The organism is Clostridium tepidiprofundi DSM 19306, assembly GCF_001594005.1.
Classification (GTDB): Bacteria; Bacillota; Clostridia; order Clostridiales; family Clostridiaceae; genus Clostridium_AC; species Clostridium_AC tepidiprofundi.
In genome coordinates this window covers 1-3,735 of sequence record NZ_LTBA01000092.1, presented here as the reverse complement: position 1 = coordinate 3,735, position 3,735 = coordinate 1, and the positions used below count along the sequence as shown (strand labels likewise).

3 protein-coding genes are annotated in these 3,735 nt (G+C 26.6%); 1 reads left to right on the top strand and 2 read right to left on the bottom strand.

Annotation, left to right across the window (positions count from 1 at the left end):
- Window positions 1-394 precede the first annotated feature (394 nt).
- Window positions 395-907, bottom strand: a complete 513-nt coding sequence (locus CLTEP_RS13605; protein WP_066827589.1) for a DUF4241 domain-containing protein — start codon at window positions 905-907, stop codon at window positions 395-397.
- A 1,106-nt stretch (window positions 908-2,013) separates the two neighbouring features.
- Here CLTEP_RS13605 and CLTEP_RS14760 point away from each other — a divergent pair.
- A complete protein-coding gene (locus tag CLTEP_RS14760; protein ID WP_153016353.1) occupies window positions 2,014-2,235 on the top strand; it encodes a hypothetical protein in 222 nt (73 codons plus the stop codon).
- Window positions 2,236-2,246: 11 nt separating this feature from the next.
- Here the strand turns inward: CLTEP_RS14760 and CLTEP_RS13600 are convergent, their stop codons facing one another.
- Entirely contained in the window at window positions 2,247-3,026 is a 780-nt protein-coding gene (locus tag CLTEP_RS13600) for a DUF4931 domain-containing protein (protein WP_066827587.1), read from the bottom strand.
- Window positions 3,027-3,735 lie beyond the last annotated feature (709 nt).

The following is a 3,735-nucleotide window of genomic DNA, read 5'->3' as shown; positions in this document are numbered from 1 at the left end:
GGATTTATTAATGTGCTAAAAATAATATTCCTATTGAAACTGTTTTTAAAACCATGAAAGTAGCATAAGGCGTAGTGTAAATATCTACTGTAAAAATTTGTATCTAAATTTTCTCATTTATAGTTAAGTATAGAAAATTGAAATTGTGTTTTAATATTAAAAATTTTGTTTTAATAATGTAATATTTTTACATGTGAAAATAGATTTTATAATTCACATGGAGAACATTTGTAAATTCATTGTGACTCCAATATTATTTTTTTCAAGAGGTATTTGGAAGTTTTCTTGATATGTAAAATTAATTTAAAGAATAAAATTTAAATAAAAAAAGAGCATTGTATTTAAAAGCTCTTTTTCTTACAAACAAAAGAAATGAATTTTTTGAAATTTTACTTTAAATATCGTTATCTGAAATAAAGACAATTCTCAAAGCTATAATTTCATTGTTTTCATTTTTAGCTACAAAGCAGCTATATGAACCATCTCCATAACCAGAAGAACTTACCAATCCTGATTCAAAAACTCCTGCTTGTTCTTCAGATAAAGTAAGATCGCAACAAGTGGAATACCAAGGTTCGTCCGGCATAAAAGATGTGCTACCTTCAGGAATTATTTTATCCTTTCTATATGTTTTAAAATCAAAAAATCCTGCTTGACCACTATCAACACCTACATTAATATCTGTAAGATCCCATTCAATGTTTTCTATATCTCTTACTTCTTCATGGAATACAAGTATTTCTTTACATCTTATACCCCAATTACCTTCATCAGATTTGATTAAAAAAGCATTATATTTTCCTTTTTTAACATCTAAAACTCCTTGACACCAAGTACCTAATTCATAAATTGGATCTGAAATAACCATTTTTCCACTTTTGTTTTCAAATGTTCCTAAATTAATCATAAAAACAACTCCTTCCTTTTTTATATTATTATTAGAGTAACACAAAACGTTCATTTACTCTATTTGTTTTTAGTATTATCAGAGATTTTACATCAAAATTCCAGTAAAAAATTGTTTTAACATAAAGTTCTTTATTTAACATAGACTTAAATAATTGGAAGACAAACAGAGTGAAACACCATAAAAATAGCCACTCCTCTCCTTATCCCAGGAAATCATGATAATCAATTTCCAATTTTATATGTAAACTATTTTTGGTAATAAATTTTTACATAACATAAAAATATAGACATTCAAAGGGGAAGTAATTCATATAGTTGAGAGTTGTTTTAATACAACTCATAGGACTTCAATAGGTCGTTTTCTATCAGAGAGTCCATGGAATGATGAGTATGTTCTAAGAGCAATGCAAAAATTTGCTATAAAATATGTTGGTGCTCTAAAAATTAACCATGTCATATATCCAAGGGAATGTAGAGTGAACTAAAACATCAGTGGATATGCTCAAATGCTAAAAAAAGATCAATTTAACCTTGTTACAGTGAACGGTCATTTTTATTATATTTTTAGATATCAAGGCAAAATCAATGCTTTTAAGACTGTACCCATACTAATAAGTTATTCTTAGAATGCTTTTCATAACAATAAAGCACTGAAAGCATTTATAACAACAGATATCAGTTTATGTTATCAGGAAATTATTTTTCATCATAACTTTAGTATAACGTATAATCTGATGTAAATGATAAAATAAAAATGGTTCTTTCTAAAGTTAGTTGAAAATTATCAAATATTTATGCGCATTTAAATACTAGCTTAATTTTATACAATAAAACAGAATAAATTCAACTAAGTATGGAAAGAACCAAAATTATATTGACATTTACATCTGATTAAGAATGTTTATAGATAAATACAATGATAGCATTAGTTATGATTATTTGGGTGAAGTAAGATAAATGACTTATTTGGTTAGGCAGGTGTTAGAGTGGATCAATAACTAACAAGATAGTAAGTAGATGGTCAAGCTTTTTTACTATTTTTCAGGAAAAATATAAATAAATAACAAAATAGTAGATAGCTTCATCAAAATTGTCGAGAAATTTATGTTAACATGTATTATAATAAACATATCCTCCGGAGGTGATTTTATAGAACATTCGATTCCTGTTAAAGCGATGCTTGAGTATATTGAAAATAGAGTAAAAGGTGAGCTTGTGCCTGAAGAGGTGGCAAAAGCTACAGTATTTTCTCATTTCCACTTTAGGGCCGTTTTTAAAAGTTTAATCGGAATGAGTCTTGCAAAATACATAAGTCTTAGAAAATGATCATTTTTTGATCATTTAATGTTATTATCATTAAAATACAGCTGCTGCACTTTTCTAACAATCATATCCATATGATTTGATATTTGAGAGATAGAAAATCCAATAAATAATGGAGAAGTAACAAATCTAGGAATAACCTTGCATACTATACGATTTCTCCATTCATAAAAGAAAAGATTAAAACTATCGCATTTTGTATAAAAATTATTTAATATATAGTGAACAATTTTTTGAAGATTATCAGCCATTACAGGTAGAGTATTGATAGAATCTATTATAATATTAAATTCAGTAAAGCCAACTCTAGGCTTAGTTGAAAGATTAAGAATACAACCTTCCGATTTGTTAATTGTTATTCCTTCAAAGAATTCATCTCTTAGAAATTCTTCATAATCTATATCTTTCAATCCTACAATTTGCATGTGTGAATGATTGATAGTACCACCTGAGTGAGGTCCATGATTTTTATAAAAAATTACAGATTTGAATTCACCAGTTTCTTTAAAACTCAGCCAGTGATTTACGCCAAATTGCAGCAATTTCTTCATATATTCTTTATCATATGTTGACATGTTATCATTGCAGTTGTTTGTTTCTATCAATACAGTTTGCAATGTATTTTCTAGTGTAGGATATTTATTTTTTACTAATATAAATGGTCCATCTTCGTCTAAAATATCTGTTAAACATTCTCTATGGCAAAATGGGCACAGAATACTTTTATTATTGATACTGTTATGTTTCTCCTTACCTATATCAAATAAAAATCTTAATTGATTATTAATACTCATTTTTTTCACCTGTTTTGATTTAATGTTTAGTTAAAAATAACCTAGTAAAATAATATAAATATTTGGAATTATTGTATAGATTTATTATATCATAAATCAAACTTAAATTAAATTAATAAACAAAGTAGTTGAAAATCAAAAGAATCAAAGAGAATCAAAGAGAATCAAAGAGAATCAAAGAGAATCAAAAAGGGACGGTTAATTTCAAATTAAAGAAAGGATAAGCTTTCTTACAAGAATTTAGGGAAGCTAATATTAAGAAAACTAAGGGGAAATTTGGATTCAAATAGAGAGAAATAGAGGAACAGAGGAACAGAGGAACAAAGGGGACGGTTAATTTCAAACAGAAGAAAGGACAAGCTTTTTTATGAGAAGTTAGAGAAACTAATATTAATAAAAACTAAGTGAATTTTTAGATTCAAATAGGACAAAAAAGAGAATTTTATACGTGTAAAAAAATGAAAAAGTGAAGGTATGTCAATATGCTTAAGTAAAACAAAAAAGGATTTTGTACTAGTACAAAATTGATTTTTAACGTACCTAGCAGAAGTCTCCCATCTTCTATAAGTGGGAGATGAATGTGTAAAAACAACTTGCTCCTATTATTTTATTTTTTTTGTACTAAAATAAAGTCAGCAGTAAATAATATAAATGAGTGATAGTAATGAAATTAGATACAAATAATCATTAAGTATTCTTATAATAAAGA